This window comes from Variovorax paradoxus, from assembly GCF_009498455.1.
GTDB classification, from domain to species: domain Bacteria; phylum Pseudomonadota; class Gammaproteobacteria; order Burkholderiales; family Burkholderiaceae_C; genus Variovorax; species Variovorax paradoxus_H.
Window position 1 is genome coordinate 6,722,294 of sequence record NZ_CP045644.1, and the last position, 14,384, is coordinate 6,736,677.

Annotated in this window: 11 protein-coding genes; 9 read left to right on the forward strand and 2 right to left on the reverse strand. The window is 67.8% G+C overall.

What is annotated here, in order from left to right:
• Nucleotides 1-60 precede the first annotated feature (60 nt).
• The 7 genes from GFK26_RS31200 to GFK26_RS31230 all read left to right on the forward strand — a co-directional run bounded on the left by GFK26_RS31200 (nt 61) and on the right by GFK26_RS31230 (nt 9,143).
• Complete coding sequence (locus tag GFK26_RS31200; protein ID WP_153285369.1) at nt 61-1,203, forward strand: putative 2-aminoethylphosphonate ABC transporter ATP-binding protein; 1,143 nt, start codon at nt 61-63, stop codon at nt 1,201-1,203.
• Complete coding sequence (locus tag GFK26_RS31205; RefSeq protein ID WP_153285370.1) at nt 1,200-2,924, forward strand: putative 2-aminoethylphosphonate ABC transporter permease subunit; 1,725 nt, start codon at nt 1,200-1,202, stop codon at nt 2,922-2,924. The genes GFK26_RS31200 and GFK26_RS31205 overlap by 4 nt, the downstream gene beginning before the upstream one ends.
• Nucleotides 2,925-2,976: 52 nt before the next feature.
• A complete protein-coding gene (locus GFK26_RS31210; RefSeq protein WP_153285371.1) occupies nt 2,977-4,107 on the forward strand; it encodes a 2-aminoethylphosphonate--pyruvate transaminase in 1,131 nt (376 codons plus the stop codon).
• A gap of 39 nt (nt 4,108-4,146) precedes the next feature.
• Entirely contained in the window at nt 4,147-4,938 is a 792-nt protein-coding gene (locus GFK26_RS31215; RefSeq protein ID WP_153285372.1) for a helix-turn-helix domain-containing protein, read from the forward strand.
• A gap of 144 nt (nt 4,939-5,082) precedes the next feature.
• On the forward strand, nt 5,083-5,829 hold the full coding sequence (locus GFK26_RS31220; RefSeq protein WP_153285373.1) for a hypothetical protein: 747 nt from the start codon (nt 5,083-5,085) through the stop codon (nt 5,827-5,829).
• 40 nt (nt 5,830-5,869) lie between these two features.
• Nucleotides 5,870-7,594: a pectin acetylesterase-family hydrolase gene (locus GFK26_RS31225; RefSeq protein ID WP_153285374.1), complete on the forward strand. Its 1,725-nt coding sequence runs from the start codon at nt 5,870-5,872 to the stop codon at nt 7,592-7,594.
• 106 nt (nt 7,595-7,700) lie between these two features.
• Complete coding sequence (locus tag GFK26_RS31230) at nt 7,701-9,143, forward strand: MFS transporter (RefSeq protein WP_153285375.1); 1,443 nt, start codon at nt 7,701-7,703, stop codon at nt 9,141-9,143.
• A gap of 7 nt (nt 9,144-9,150) precedes the next feature.
• Here the strand turns inward: GFK26_RS31230 and GFK26_RS31235 are convergent, their stop codons facing one another.
• On the reverse strand, nt 9,151-10,440 hold the full coding sequence (locus GFK26_RS31235) for an SUMF1/EgtB/PvdO family nonheme iron enzyme (RefSeq protein WP_153285376.1): 1,290 nt from the start codon (nt 10,438-10,440) through the stop codon (nt 9,151-9,153).
• A gap of 162 nt (nt 10,441-10,602) precedes the next feature.
• On the opposite strand from GFK26_RS31235, the gene GFK26_RS31240 reads away from it, so the two are divergent.
• Complete coding sequence (locus GFK26_RS31240) at nt 10,603-11,214, forward strand: TRAP transporter small permease subunit (protein WP_153285377.1); 612 nt, start codon at nt 10,603-10,605, stop codon at nt 11,212-11,214.
• A gap of 23 nt (nt 11,215-11,237) precedes the next feature.
• On the forward strand, nt 11,238-13,091 hold the full coding sequence (locus GFK26_RS31245) for a TRAP transporter large permease (protein WP_153285378.1): 1,854 nt from the start codon (nt 11,238-11,240) through the stop codon (nt 13,089-13,091).
• A 142-nt stretch (nt 13,092-13,233) separates the two neighbouring features.
• On the opposite strand, the gene GFK26_RS31250 is transcribed toward GFK26_RS31245, so the two are convergent.
• On the reverse strand, nt 13,234-14,316 hold the full coding sequence (locus tag GFK26_RS31250; protein WP_153285379.1) for a TRAP transporter substrate-binding protein: 1,083 nt from the start codon (nt 14,314-14,316) through the stop codon (nt 13,234-13,236).
• Nucleotides 14,317-14,384 lie beyond the last annotated feature (68 nt).

Below are 14,384 nucleotides of genomic sequence, written 5' to 3' on the forward strand. Positions count from 1 at the left end.
GGTTTTCAATTCAAGGGTGCCGCCGCAACGGGTGACGCCCTCCAACGACGAGTGCGAAAAATGGACATGACCGACACCCGCTTCATTGCCAGCCAGTTGACCCCCACCACCGCCCCGCCCGCGGCCCTCGAGATCGTCGGCGTTCGCAAGGACTTCGAAACCTTCAGCGCGCTGCGTGACGTGCACCTGCGCGTGAACCCCGGCGAGATGCTGTGCTTTCTCGGCCCCTCGGGCTGCGGCAAGACCACGCTGCTGCGCATCATCGCGGGCCTGGAGACGCAGACCGCCGGGCAGATCCTGCAGAACGGCAAGGACGTCTCGTGGCTCTCGCCCGACAAGCGCGACTACGGCATCGTGTTCCAGTCGTACGCGCTCTTTCCCAACCTGTCGATCGCGGACAACGTGGGCTACGGCCTCGTCAACAGCCGCGCGAAGCGGGGCGAGATCAAGGCGCGCGTCGACGAGCTGCTGAAGCTGGTCGGCCTGCCGACCTCGGGCGCCAAGTACCCGAGCCAGCTCTCGGGCGGCCAGCAACAGCGCGTGGCCCTGGCCCGCGCGCTGGCCACGCGGCCCGGCCTGCTGCTGCTCGACGAACCGCTGTCGGCGCTCGACGCGCTGGAGCGCATCCGCCTGCGCGGCGAGATCCGCCGGCTGCAGAAGCAGGTCGGCATCACGACCATCATGGTCACGCACGACCAGGAAGAAGCGCTCTCGATGGCCGACCGCATCGTGGTGATGAACCACGGCGTGATCGAGCAGGTCGGCACGCCGATGGAAATCTACGAGCAGCCGGCCACGCCCTTCGTGGCCGACTTCGTGGGCAAGGTCAACGTGCTGCGCGCGGTGGCGCTGGGCAACCAGCGCTTCCAGGTCGGCGACATGGAGCTGCAGTGCGACGCCTGCGACGGCGCCTTCGAGCCCGGCGACGACGTCAACCTGTACCTGCGCCCCGAAGACCGCGCGGTGGAGCACCTGCAAGACGACACGCCCAACCGCCTGCAGGCCAAGGTCACGAAGGTCGAGTTCCTGGGCGGCCTGTGTATCGCCGAAGTGACGGCCGATGCGCTGCACGGCCAGGTGCTGGGCCTGCACTTCTCGCTGAACCAGCTGCACGACCTGGACATCCGCGAAGGCAACACGATCGACATCGCGCTGCGCGCCAACCGCATCCGCGCCTTTGCCGCGCGCCCGGCCAAGCCATGAACACGCTGGCACATCCCCGCCCTGCGTTGGCCGCACGCCCTGCCCTGCGCTGGAGCCGCGACGAGACCATCGCGCGCGCCATCCTGTTCGTGGTGATGGCGATGCTGTTCGTGTTCCTCGTTGCGCCGCTGCTCACCATCCTGGCGCACGCGGTGCAGGACAAGAACGGCAACTTCGTCGGCCTGGCCCACTTCATCACCTACTTCCAGACACCGAGCCTGCTGCGCGCGGCGTGGAACTCGGTGTGGGTGTCGGCCGCGGTGGTGATGATCTCGGTGCCCACGGCCTTCGTGTTCGCCTACGCGCTCACGCGCAGCCGCATGCCGGCGCCGCTGAAGGCGGTGTTCCGCCTCATCGCGCTCATTCCGCTGCTGGCGCCTTCGCTGCTGTCGGCCATTTCGTTCGTGCAGTGGTTCGGCAACCAGGGCGCGCTCAAGTTCCTGCTGGGCGGCGCCTCGATCTACGGTGCGCCCGGCATCATCCTGGCCGAGGTCTACAACACCTTTCCGCACGCGCTGATGATCCTCGTCACCGCGCTGTCGCTGGCCGACGGCCGGCTGTACGAGGCGGCCACCGCGCTGCGCACGCGGCCCTTGCGCCAGTTCATGACGATCACCCTGCCCTCGTGCAAGTACGGCCTGATCAGCGCGGCCACCGTGGTCTTCACCTACGTGGTGAGCGACTTCGGCGCGCCCAAGGTCATCGGCGGCAACTTCAACGTGCTGTCGGTCGACGTGTTCAAGCAGGTGGTCGGGCAGCACAACTTCTCGATCGGCGCGGTGGTGGGCATGCTGCTGTTGCTGCCGTCGATCATCTCGTTCGTGATCGACTACGTGGTGCGGCGCAAGCTGAAGGCGCAGCTCACGGCGCGCTCGGTGCCTTACACCCCCAAGCCCCGCAAGGTGGCCGATGCCGTGCTCACGCTGTTCTGCACCGTGGTCTGCGGCCTGCTGCTGGCGACCATCGGCATGGCGGTGTACACCTCGGCGATCTCGCTGTGGCCGTACGACCTGTCGTTCACGCTCAAGCACTACCACTTCGTGCTCATCGAGAGCGACATGGCCGCTGCCTACGGCAACAGCCTGATGGTGGCGATGGTGACGGCGGTGGCCGGCTCGCTCATCGTGTTCGTGGGCGCCTACCTGATCGAGAAGACGCGCAACCTGGGCCTCATGCGCAAGGGCATGCACCTGATGGCGGTGCTGTCGATGGCGGTGCCGGGCCTGGTGCTGGGCCTGGGCTACGTGATGTTCTTCAACCATCCGTCCAACCCGCTGAACTTCTTGTACCAGACGATGGCGATCCTGATCATCTCGATGGTCGTGCACTACTACACCTCAAGCCACCTCACGGCGGTGACGGCGCTCAAGCAGATCGACAACGAGTTCGAGGCCGTGTCGGCCTCGCTCAAGGTGCCATTCTTCAAGACCTTCCTGCGCGTGACGGTGCCGGTGTGCCTGCCGGCCATTCTCGACATCGGGCGCTACTTCTTCGTGGTGTCGATGGCCAGCCTGTCGTGCGCCATCTTCCTGTACACGCCGGAGACCATCCTCGCGTCGGTCGCGATCATGCACCTGGACGACGCCGGCGACATCGGCCCGGCCGCCGCACTGGCCAGCCTGATCGTCGTCACCTCGACGCTGGTGTGCATCGCCTACGCCCTGCTCACGCGCGTGCTGCTCGCACGCACGCAGGCCTGGCGCAACCTCAGCCGCGGCTGAACGATTCCTTTCACCTTTCGCCCCTCATCCCCTTTCCCTGCCTGGAGACACCATGAGTCAAGCCGCCCACCCCATCCTGCTCACGCCCGGCCCCCTGACCACCTCGGACCGCACCCGCCAAGCGATGCTGCGCGACTGGGGTTCATGGGACGCCGACTTCAACCAGATCACGGCGCGCATCCGCAAGGAAGTGCTGAACATCGTGCACGGCACGGGCACACATGAATGCGTGCCCCTGCAAGGCAGCGGCACCTTCTCGGTCGAAGCGGCCATCGGCACCCTCGTGCCGCGCAACGGCCATGTGCTGGTGCCGAGCAACGGCGCCTACTGCCAGCGCCTCGCCAAGATCTGCAAGGTGCTGGGCCGCAAGCTCACGACCATCGACTACACCGAAGAGAAGCAGGTCTTGCCCGCCGACGTCGACCGCGCACTCGCGGCCGACCCCAGCATCACCCACGTCGCAGTCGTGCACTGCGAAACCGGCGCCGGCGTGCTCAACCCTTTGCACGAGATCGCGCTGGTCGTTGCCAAGCATGGGCGCGGCCTGATCATCGATGCGATGAGTTCCTTCGGCGCGCTGGACATCGACGCACGCAAGACGCCGTTCGACGCCGTGGTCGCAGCTTCAGGCAAGTGCCTCGAAGGCGTGCCGGGCATGGGCTTCGTCATCATCAAGCGCAGCACGCTCGAGCAATGCGAAGGCAACTGCCACTCGCTGAGCATGGACCTGTACGACCAGTGGGTCTACATGGAGAAGACCACGCAATGGCGCTTCACGCCGCCCACGCACGTGGTCGCCGCGCTCGACACCGCCATCGCGCAGTACATCGAGGAAGGCGGCCTGCCCGCGCGCGGTGGACGCTACACGCGCAACTGCAAGGCGCTCATCGACGGGCTCGCGACGCTGGGTTTCCGCAGCTTCCTCGACCCGGCCATCCAGGCGCCGATCATCGTCACCTTCCACGCGCCCGACGACGCCAACTACGACTTCAAGACCTTCTATCAAGAAGTGAAGAAGCGCGGCTACATCCTCTACCCCGGCAAGCTCACGCAGGTCGAGACCTTCCGCGTGGGCTGCATGGGGCACTTCGGCGACGCAGGCATTCCGGGTGCGGTGGCGGCCATTGCCGACACGCTGAAGGCCATGGGCATCCGGCAGGTGACGGCGGCCGTCGCGGCATGATGCCGGCCGGAGGGCGCGGGGCCCCTCCGAAGGACGCCCATGACCGCACAGAACTTCCTGCATCTCTGGGACCGCAGTTTTCTCTACGTCACGCCGGCCATCGAGTCTGACCTGACGGCCCGCTCGTCGGTGACGCTGCTGGCCTCGGTCAGCGGCCATCCGTTCCGGCTGGAGGCCGCCGACGGCACGCGCGCGCTGTGCACGGCCGCGCTGGTGGCGCCGGGCACGCAGCGGCGGCTGTATGTCGACGGCTGCGGGCTGCTGTCGCTCAACCTCGATCCGGGCTCGATCGCCTACCGCACGCTCTCGCGGTGGATGGGCGCGCGGGGCATCCTGCCGATCGATGCGCAGTGCTTCGGCCGGCTGCGCGACAGCTTCGAGGCGGCACAGTGCGGGGCGCTGGCCGAGCACCACCTGCAATCGCTCAGCGCACGGATGGTGGAAGCCGTCACCGGCCGGCCCGAGCCTGCGGGCGGGCTCGATCCGCGCATCGACAACGTGATGCGCGTCGCCCGTTCGCATGCCGGCCCGTTGCCGCTGCAGGAGCTGTCCGAGGTGGCCTGCCTGTCGCCCGACCGCCTGACCCACCTGTTCCGCGAGCAGGCGGGCGTGTCGATCAAGAACTACCTGTTGTGGGCCAAGGTGCGCCGCTCGGTGCAGCAGTTCGCCAGCGGCCGGCCGCTGGCCGGGATCGCGCTGGACGGCGGCTTCGCCAGCGCGGCCCACATGAGCCGCACCTTCCAGTGTTCGTTCGGCCTGCCGCCCTCGTTCCTGTCGCGCCGGGTGTGCGTGACGGCGGACGAACAGGCGGAGCGCGTCTGGGGGCAGTGAGCGCAGTGCAACACGGTTGCATCGCTGCGCATTTCTCGTTTGTACCTAGAACCTTAGCGGCTGCATGAAAGTGGGCGCCGCAGTCCCTGTCTACGCTTCCCGGGTGACGGAAACGAACAAGACAAGAGACAAGAGAGGTTCCCGGTGCGCTCCCGCTTATCGACATCCGCCAGGCTCGGCCTCGGCGCCGCCACCCTGCTGACGGCGCTCGGCGCCTGGTTCTTCTTCGCCGACCCGGACAGCCATGCCGCCACGCGCGACACGGCCGCTGCCGCTGCGGCCTCCGCCCACGCACAGGCCGCGCCGCGGGAAGGCGTCGTGCTCGCCCGGCGCGCGCCGGTCTACACGCCCTTTGCGCCGGGTGCGTCGCCATACCAGACCTCGGCCGGTGCGCGCGAGCGCGGCCTGGACCTCGTGCAGCTGCGGCGCGACCTGGCCGGCACCGGCAAGGACGTGGCGCAGGAGGTGGACCGCATCGTCGCGCTTGCACGCTTCCGGGACCGCATCAACACGCTGGCGCAGATGCTGCCGAACCTCGGCGACGAGGAGCGGCGCGACGAGTCGTACGCGATCTTGGAGCAGCTGCCCCGGCACGTGGCCAACGGCGAGATCCTGCCCGTGGAGGCCATCGCATCGACGCGCGCGCTGATCCAGATCGGCGAGCCCGACCCCACCATTCGCGACGCGCTCACCAAGCAGCTGACCGAGTCATTGCAGGCGCACGCGCGGCAGAAGGTCGGCCCCGCGCCCACCACCGAACCGCGCTACCAGAGCTACACGCAGGCCAGGAACCAGATGGCCGGCGAGGTGCAAGCCTCCGTGCAGGACCCCGATGAACGACAACGGGTGATGGCGCGCAGAGAGCTCGAGATCCGAAGTCGCCACTACTGAATCCGAATCCTTCATCGCAAAAAATCAGGAGCCACACAACATGAAGCAGGTGAGAGTTCTCTGGAAAATCGCGGCCGCGCTGGCCGTCTCGCTGTCAGTGGCCGCGGCCAGCAGCGCCTCGACACCCGAACAGGAAAGCAGCGCGCCCACCCTCTCCGCACAACGCAGCCGGGCCGATGCGCAGGCCTTCATCGACGAGGCCACGCGCAAGTACAACGCGGGCCTCACGACCAGCGCCAAGCCCGGCCAGACCATCGTGCCCGCCGCGGGCCCCAACTGGTCGGCCGACCTCGACACCTGGGTCGAGTACACCTTTCCGGCCAGCTCGGGCGCGTCGTGCATGAACGGCACGCCCTACCGCATGTACTACAAGGTCTCCTCCGATGCCGGCATGCGCGACAAGGTGCTGGTCGACTTCGAAGGCGGCGGCGCGTGCTGGGACTTCGAGTCGTGCCGCCCCGACGCCGCGACCGGTGCAGCCAACCCCGACGGCCTGCCCTCGGGCTACATCCAGGGCGACGGCATCGTGTCGAACACCGCGCTGCTGCTCACTTCGCCGGTGCTCGAGGGCAACACCCTCCTCGTCGAGGCCGCTGCGCGCCTGCTCTTCGGACGCGGCTCGGGCAAGCTGGACGACGGCTGGTGGGGACGCCTGTGGCAGACGACCACGGCGCCGGAAACCCAGAAATGGACGAAGGTCGTCTTTCCGTACTGCACGGGTGACGTGTCCGCCGGCGCGAGCTTCCGCGCGTTCGACGACCCGGCCGCACCCGGCGACGCGACAAAGACCAAGTACCTCAACTTCAACGGCCTGAACAACGTGCGCGCGGCCATGAAGTTCTTGCAGGACCACCAGTTCACGCAGAGCCTCTCGCAGCGCGGCTACCTGCAGCAGCTGCTGGTGTATGGCGGCAGTGCCGGCGGCTACTCTGCGCAGTTCAACTACCCGATGATCCGGCAGGCGCTGGCCGGCGAGAAGACGCGCGTCGCGCTGCTCAACGACTCGGGGCCGCTGTTGACGGCGCCGGTCTACGGCACGGGCGAGACGATCCCGGCCGCCGACCTGGAGAAGACACCCGCGGCCAAGTTCTGGCAGCTGGCCAGCCACACCTGGGGCTTCTTCCAGCAGCCGCTGGCCGCCGACCTGCGCGTGCCCGGCCATCCCGAGTACGCCGAGCAGGCCAGCGGGCTCATCGCGCGGTGGGAGAAGACGACGGGCAAGAAAGTCGACATCACCAAGGCCACCGGCGGCACCACCGGCAACTTCAGCAAGGTGCTCTCGCAGCGCTACCCCGTCGACCGCTTCGGGCTGTCCACCTTCCAGCAGGACCAGGTCATCTCGCGCTTCTTCTTCATCGGCGCGCAGAACGCCGAGGTCGTGGGCCTCGAAGGCTCGGCGCTGCGCGATGCGAAGCTCAAGCTCTTCCGCAAGGAGCTGGACCTGGTGCGTGCCGACCTCGGCCCGCTGCCCAACTTCGGCTACTACATGCCGTGGTCGCGCTACCTCGTCATCGGCAGCCACGTGACGACAGCGCTGACCTTCGCGGGCACCGAGACCACGCGCGCCGCGAACATCCGCGATGACGGCGGTCGCATCCAGCCGGCCTTCGACGGCGACGTGGGCCACTTCCTGAACAACCTGCTGAGCGTGAACACGCTCGACGCCGAGCCTGTGCTGAAGGAGGTGGGACCGGAAAAGGCCGAGTCGCTCAACCTGGCAGGCGTTGTCGGCTGGCTGCTGGCGCTGTTCAACGTGTTCGGCTGACCGGCGCCGAAGACCCCACGGCAGCGCATCCGCAGCCCATGCATCGCGGACCATGGCCGGCGTGGTCCTACAGCGTCGGGCGCGGCAGCCGCCCAGAATGCTGCGCATGACGGTTCTGCGCAGCGACATCCCTGCCCGCCTGGACCGCCTGCCGTGGTCGCGCTGGCATTGGCGCGTGGTGATCGCGCTGGGCGTGGCCTGGATTCTCGACGGCCTCGAGGTCACGCTGGTGGGCTCCATCGGCGCGGTGCTGGAGCGGCCCGACACGCTCGGGCTCACGGCGGGAGAGATCGGCTGGTCGGGCTCGATCTACATCGCGGGTGCGGTGATCGGCGCGCTGGTGTTCGGCCGGCTCACCGACCGGCTGGGGCGCAAGAAGCTCTTCCTGCTCACGCTGGTGGTCTACACGCTCGGCACGCTGGCCACGGCCTTCTCGCCCAACTTCGCCTTCTTTGCGCTGTGCCGCTTCGTCACGGGGCTGGGCATCGGCGGCGAGTACGCGGCGATCAACTCGGCCATCGACGAGCTCATTCCGGCGCGCGTGCGCGGGCGCGTCAACCTTGCGATCAACGGCAGCTTCTGGATCGGTGCGGCGCTCGGCGCGGCGCTGAGCCTGGTGCTGCTCGACGCGCGCGTGATCGGCCCGGTGTGGGGCTGGCGCGCCGGCTTTGCGCTGGGCGCGGTGCTGGCGGTGGCCATCCTGCTGGTGCGACGCCATGTGCCCGAGAGCCCGCGCTGGCTCATCGCGCACGGACGCGCCCAGGAGGCCGAACGCATCGTCGCGGACATCGAGCGCGAAGTCGAAGTGCAGCATGGGTCGCTGCCCGCCGCGCAAGGCCATGTGATGTACACCGCCGCGCGCCGGAACAGCCCGCCGATGCGCGAGGTGGCGCGCGTGCTGCTGCGCCGTTACCCGGCACGCAGCATGGTGGCGGTGGCGCTCATGGTGTCCCAGGCGTTTTTCTACAACGCGATCTTCTTCACCTACGCGCTGGTGCTCACGCGCTTCTACGGCGTGGCCGAAGGCCGCGTGGCGCTGTACATCTTTCCGTTCGCGCTGGGCAACGTGCTCGGGCCGCTGCTGCTGGGTCCGCTGTTCGACAGCGTGGGCCGGCGCAAGATGATCGCGCTGACCTATGTGCTGGCCGGCGTGGGCCTGGCGCTCACGGGCTGGGCCTTCATGCAGGGCTGGCTCGACGCGCGCAGCCAGGCGCTGTGCTGGTCTGCGGTGTTCTTCCTGGCGTCGGCGGCGGCCAGTTCGGCCTACCTGACGGTGAGCGAGGTGTTCCCGCTCGAGATGCGCGCCATGGCCATCGCGATCTTCTACGCCATCGGCATGGGCGCGGGCGGCTTCGCGGCGCCGGTGCTGTTCGGCCTGCTGATCGAGACGGGCAGCCGCGGCGCGGTGATGGTGGGCTACCTGATCGGCGCCGTGCTGGTCATCGTCGCAGGGCTGCTGGCGCTGCGCTACGCGGCCGATGCGGAACGCAAGCCGCTGGAAGAAGTGGCGCCGCCGCTGTCGTCGGAAGCGGGCGGCGAACGGCCCTGACGGCGCGCTACAGCGCGCAGGTGCGGAAGCCAAAGAAGCCGTCGTCGCTGTCGGGCAGCGCAAAGCCACGTCGACGCGGCGAGCGCAGCCGCGCACGGGTCGCGAACGAGGCGCCGCGCAGCACGCGCGCCCGGCCGAAGGCGGCCACCGGGTCGAACTCGCCACCCGCGCTCCACGGATCGGCCCGGAAACCCGGCCAGGGCTGCAGCGTGCCTGCCGTCCACTCGTGCACGTCGGCCCAGCGGAAGCCGCGTCGCGCGGCCGTGTGGGCCGCGATTTCCCATTCGACCTCGGTCGCGATGCGCCGGCCGGCCCAGCGCGCCCAGGCGTCGGCCTCCCACCAGCTCAGGTGCACGGCGCTGTGGTGCCCGGCCGCGCGCACGGTGACGCCGAAGCGCTGCTGCAGCACCGAGCCGCCCGTGCCATTGCGGGCCACGCCGATCTGCTCCACGTGGCGTGGGCCGCGTCGGCCTTCGGTCTGCGCGGCGAGCCAGCGCCAGCCGTCGCCGTGCCACAGCTCCTCGCGGTCGTAGCCGCCGTCGTCGACGAACTGGATGTACTGGTCCCAGGTGACGGGCTGGGCGTCGATCTCGAACTCGGGCACATCGACGCGGTGCGCCGCGCCTTCCTGCGCGAACAGGAAGCCGCTGTGCTCGGGCAGGCCGAGCTCCCAGCGCGTGGCCGGCAGCAGCAGCGGCTCGTGCGTGACGGCGATGGGTGCCGGCTCGATGTTCAGCGGCAGGCCCAGCGTCTGCGCCAGCACCACGAGCTGTTCACCGCGCAGGTCTTCATGGAACAGCGCGAGCCGGTAGAAGTACAGGCCGGCATCGGTCTCGGCGGCGTTCTCGAGCAGTTCGAGCGTGCTCTCGAGGGTTTCGAGCAGGTAGGCCTTGGTCTGGCCCAGGCCCGGCAGGTCGGGCGACCCGCTGCGCTCGGCGGCGCCCTGGGCGGGGTTCCACCAGTCGTCGGCGTCGGGGTCGATGGCGGCCAGCCGCGTGGGGCGCACGGGGCAGTCGATGCCGAAGGCGCGCTGGGTGTTGCGCCCGATCCACCATTCGGCGAACCAGCCGATGTGGCCCGCCAGCCAGACCGGAGGCAGCACGCCCGGCTGCTGCGGCACGCGCATGCTTTCGCCCAGCGCCTCTTCGAACAGGGACAGCAGGTGCAGCGTGTGGTTGCGGGCGTCGATGAGGGCCAGCGAGAGCAGGTCGCGGCCGGCGCGGCGCATGTCGGGGGAATCGATCGACAGCGGGCCCGCTGCCGCCGGGGCCGGTGGAGGGCGCGGAGTCTGGGCCATGCCGCATTATGGCCACCCCTGCGGCCCTGGGTAGGCCCCGAAAGAACTTTCCCCGTACACCGATAGAATCCGTGCCGCCTCTTGCACCCGACCCGTTGGCACACAAAGCCAGTGCGTCGGGTGCCGTCGTATCGGGGCATCCAATACAAAAATGGAGATGTAATGCAAGGCTTGCTCAAGCTGTCCCGGGCCATTGACTGGCTCAATGCCCAGGTCGGCAAATACGCCATCTGGCTCATCCTGGCCGCCACGGTGATCAGCGCCATCAACGCGATCGTCCGCAAGGTCTTCAACACCAGTTCCAACGCCTTCCTCGAAGTGCAGTGGTACCTGTTTGCCTGGTCGTTCCTGGTGGCCGCCGGCCTCACGCTGCTGCAGCGGGAACACGTGCGCATCGACGTGGTGAACAGCCGCCTGTCCAAGCGCACGCAGGTGTGGATCGACATCGTCGGCTTCACCCTCTTCCTGACGCCGCTATGCATCACGGTGCTGTGGCTGTCGATGCCGGTCGTGATCCAGATGTACCAGTCGGGCGAGATGTCCGGCAACTCGGGCGGCCTGATCCGCTGGCCCGTGTGGGTGGCACTGCCGGTGGGCTTCGTGCTGCTGATGCTGCAGGGCTGGTCGGAACTCATCAAGCGCATCGCATTCCTGCGCGGCGAAGGGCCTGACCCGATGGGCCGCCTGACCGACAAGACCGCCGAAGACGAACTCATCGAGGCGCTGCGTCGCCAGGCCGAGGCGGACGCCGCCGCGGCCAAGCCCCAGCACTGAACGGCCAAGGCAGAAAAGACACCATGGAATTCATTGTTGCCAACTTCGCCCCGATCATGTTCGCGGGGCTGATCTGCTTCCTGCTATTGGGCTTTCCCGTCGCGTTCAGCCTGGGCGCCTGCGGCCTGTTCTTCGGACTCGTGGGCATCGAGCTGGGCGTGTTCCAGTCGTCCGTCATGGCCTGGCTGCCGCAGCGGCTCATCGGCATCATGGCCAACGACACACTGCTCGCGGTGCCCTTCTTCACGCTGATGGGGCTCATATTGGAGCGCAGCGGCATGGCGGAAGACCTGCTCGACACGGTCGGCCAGGTGTTCGGCCCGATGCGCGGCGGCCTCGCCCTGGCGGTGATCTTCGTCGGCGCTCTGCTGGCGGCCACCACCGGCGTGGTGGCGGCTTCGGTCATCTCGATGGGCCTGATCTCGCTGCCCATCATGCTGCGCTACGGCTACGACCGGCGCCTGGCCAGCGGCGTGATCGCCGCCTCGGGCACGCTGGCGCAGATCATCCCGCCCTCGCTAGTGCTGATCATCATGGCCGACCAGCTCGGCAAGAGCGTCGGCGACATGTACAAGGGCGCCTTCCTGCCCGGCTTCATGCTGATGGGCATGTATGTGCTGTACGTGGTGTTCCTCGCCATCTTCAAGCCCGCGCAGGTGCCCGCGCTGCCGCCCGAGGCACGCACCTTCCGCGAACCCAACGGCGGCGGCGGCTACGCCTCGCTGGTGGGCATCACCGCGCTGTCGGCCGTGGTGGCCGTGTTCCTGGCGCGCAACATGGAGACCGTGCACACCTGGTTCCAGGGCGAGCCCGTGACCTTCGTGGCCACCGACGAAAAAGTCGTGGTCGCCATGTGCGGCGGCGTGTTCGTCGCGCTGGTCATTGCGCTGATCAACAAGGGCCTCAAGCTCAACCTGCTGTCGCGCTTGGCCGAACGGGTCACCTTCGTGCTGATCCCGCCGCTGCTGCTGATCTTCCTGGTGCTGGGCACCATCTTCCTGGGCGTGGCCACGCCGACCGAAGGCGGCGCCATGGGTGCCATGGGCGCGCTGGTGATGGCCTGGGTGCGCCGTCGCATGAGCTTCTCGCTGCTCAAGCAGGCGCTGGGCTCGACCACGCGGCTGTCCAGCTTCGTGATGTTCATCCTGATCGGCGCGACGGTGTTCAGCTTGGTGTTCCAGGCCGCCGACGGCCCCATCTGGGTCGAGCACCTGCTGACCTCGCTGCCTGGCGGCCCGGTGGGCTTCCTGATCGCGGTGAACGTGCTGATCTTCTTCCTGGCGTTCTTCCTCGACTACTTCGAGCTGTCGTTCATCGTGGTGCCGCTCTTGGCCCCGGTGGCGCACAAGATGGGCATCGACCTGATCTGGTTCGGCGTGCTGCTGGCGGTGAACATGCAAACGTCGTTCATGCACCCGCCCTTCGGCTTCGCGCTGTTCTTCCTGCGCTCGGTCGCCCCCGAAAAGCAGTACGTGGACCGCGTCACGCAGAAGGTCATGGAGCCCGTGACCACGATGCAGATCTACAAGGGCGCGATTCCCTTCGTGCTGATCCAGCTGACGATGGTGGGCGTGCTGATCGCGTTCCCGCAGATCGTGACGGGCAGCCTCGACAAGGAAGTGAAGGTCAACCTCGACGACATCGGCGCGCAGATGCGCGACAGCCTGAAGCCCGAGGAAGGCGCACCGCCGGCCGACCCGTACGGCGGCGCGGAAGAGTCCGAGCCGAAGGTCGAAGTGCCGGGCGCGGAAGGCGCGGCACCTGCGGCACCTGCAGCGGCCCCGTCGTCGGCGCCCGAGCCAGCGGCCGAGACCGGCGAGAGCGATCCGATGAAGGCGATGCAGGACGCATTGAAGTCGCCGCCGCAGAAGCCCTGAGCGGCCTCCCCGCTCCAGTCACCAAGCCCCCGACCCCGGGGGCTTTTTTCATGTCCGCGCGAAAGCAGCGAACCGCGCGCGCCAACGAAAAAGGCCGGCCTGCTTGCGCAGACCGGCCTTTGGATGAAGCCTCAGCAGATCGTCAGATCTTGACCGAGTTCATGTACTGGTTGAACGGGTACTCCGAGAAGCGGTTCCACAGGATCTGGTCGCGCTGGAAGGCGCGCATGTCCTGGTGGATCTTCTTGAACTCGGGCGACTTGCCTTCGTGCAGCGCGAACACTTCCATCGAGGCCTTGAAGCCGGCGTCCATCACGGCCTTCGGGAAGGCCTTGAGCTGCGTCTTGGCAGCCACGAGGCGCTTCAGGGCGACGGGGTTGTAGGCGTCGTACTTGGCGGTCATGTCGCGCGCGGCGACCTTGGTCGCGGCATCGAGGATGGCCTTGTTCTCGTCCGACAGCTTGGCGAAGGCCTTGTTGTTGATGAAGAACTCGAGGTCGGCGCCGCCTTCCCACCAGCCGGGGTAGTAGTAGAACGGGGCGACCTTGTTGAAGCCCAGCTTTTCATCGTCGTGCGGGCCGACGAATTCGGCCGCGTCCAGCGTGCCCTTTTCGAGCGACTGGTACACGTCGCCGGCCGGCATGTTCTGCGACACCACGCCCAGCTTGGCCATGGCCTCGCCGAACACGCCGCCGCCCATGCGCATCTTCAGGCCCTTGAGGTCTTCGACGGTCTTGATTTCCTTGCGGTACCAGCCGCCCATCTGCGTGCCGGTGTTGCCGGCGCTGGCGGTGCGGAAGTTGTACTGCGCGAAGAAGGCGTCGAGCAGCTTGCGGCCGTTGCCGTACTCTTTCCACGATTCGTTCTGGCGCGCCGTGAGGCCGAAGGGAACGGCGCAGCTGAACGCGAAGATCGGGTCCTTGCCGGTGAAGTAGTAAGCGGCGGATTGCGCCATTTCGAGCGTGTCGGCCTGCAGGGCATCGACCACGCCGAACGCGGGCATCAGCTCGCCGGCGGGGTGGACCGAGATTTCGAACTTGCCGCCGGACAGGGCCTTGACCGTCTTCGAGAGCGTTTCAGCGCTGCCGAAGATGGTGTCCAGGGAGCGGGGGAAGCTCGAGGCCAGGCGCCAGCGAACCGCGGCCTGCGCATGGACGGCAGGTGCGATGCCAGCGGCCAAAACGCCGGCGATGCCCGCGTTTTTGATGAGGGAACGACGATCCATTGAATTCACTCCGAGTGCTTTGGAAAAAACAAAACGCGGCTTGTGACCGCGTCAGGGACTTTTGTGAG

Excerpts from the sequence above, each read along its gene's own strand:
- GFK26_RS31205 (WP_153285370.1), top strand. The coding sequence starts at position 1,200 with ATGAACACGCTGGCACATCCCCGCCCTGCGTTGGCCGCACGCCCTGCC.
- GFK26_RS31235 (WP_153285376.1), bottom strand. The coding sequence starts at position 10,440 with ATGGCCCAGACTCCGCGCCCTCCACCGGCCCCGGCGGCAGCGGGCCCG.
- GFK26_RS31245 (WP_153285378.1), top strand. The coding sequence starts at position 11,238 with ATGGAATTCATTGTTGCCAACTTCGCCCCGATCATGTTCGCGGGGCTG.
- GFK26_RS31200 (WP_153285369.1), top strand. The coding sequence starts at position 61 with ATGGACATGACCGACACCCGCTTCATTGCCAGCCAGTTGACCCCCACC.
- GFK26_RS31250 (WP_153285379.1), bottom strand. The coding sequence starts at position 14,316 with ATGGATCGTCGTTCCCTCATCAAAAACGCGGGCATCGCCGGCGTTTTG.
- GFK26_RS31215 (WP_153285372.1), top strand. The coding sequence starts at position 4,147 with ATGACCGCACAGAACTTCCTGCATCTCTGGGACCGCAGTTTTCTCTAC.
- GFK26_RS31210 (WP_153285371.1), top strand. The coding sequence starts at position 2,977 with ATGAGTCAAGCCGCCCACCCCATCCTGCTCACGCCCGGCCCCCTGACC.
- GFK26_RS31225 (WP_153285374.1), top strand. The coding sequence starts at position 5,870 with ATGAAGCAGGTGAGAGTTCTCTGGAAAATCGCGGCCGCGCTGGCCGTC.
- GFK26_RS31240 (WP_153285377.1), top strand. The coding sequence starts at position 10,603 with ATGCAAGGCTTGCTCAAGCTGTCCCGGGCCATTGACTGGCTCAATGCC.
- GFK26_RS31230 (WP_153285375.1), top strand. The coding sequence starts at position 7,701 with ATGACGGTTCTGCGCAGCGACATCCCTGCCCGCCTGGACCGCCTGCCG.